This window comes from Pseudomonas sp. RA_35y_Pfl2_P32, assembly GCF_963970735.1.
Classification (GTDB): domain Bacteria; phylum Pseudomonadota; class Gammaproteobacteria; order Pseudomonadales; family Pseudomonadaceae; genus Aquipseudomonas.
Genome location: NZ_CAXAQF010000395.1, coordinates 1 through 428, shown reverse-complemented (window position 1 = coordinate 428; position 428 = coordinate 1). Strand labels below are relative to the sequence as shown.

The following is a 428-nucleotide window of genomic DNA, read 5'->3' as shown; positions in this document are numbered from 1 at the left end:
GTCAAAGAAGTCGCGCGATCGCCTGAATGCCTTTCATGCCTGTCCCGAAGCGGGCGATCGCATCCTTGTTCCGCTCCAGCTCGCCATACGGCAGGTAGCGTACCTGCAAGTCAGCGACGCGACTGAACGCCGGCCGACGAAGTTGATTACGCACCTCGTCCTCCCTGCCGTCCGGAGCAACCAGAAACAGTCCGCCCGCGGTATGCAGGTCGCCGCTTAGCGCCAGATCGAGCATGCGGACGATCCCGGAATAAATCGAGGTCGTGTGTTCGACCTCGAAAGCAGCGACCACGCGATCGCTCGCGGCATCCAACCAGAGCACATCGATGAGCCGGATCGATTCTGCGCCCGCGGCATCTTCGATTGATGAGGGCAGACGGTCGATGCAACCGGATGCCAACATGGCGCCATTGTATGAGCGTCCCCGA

General features: G+C 61.2%; 1 pseudogene. It reads right to left on the bottom strand.

From position 1 onward, the window contains the following. Nucleotide 1: 1 nt before the first annotated feature. A pseudogene (locus tag AACY45_RS28865) lies at nt 2-428 on the bottom strand (type II restriction endonuclease); the annotation flags it as partial.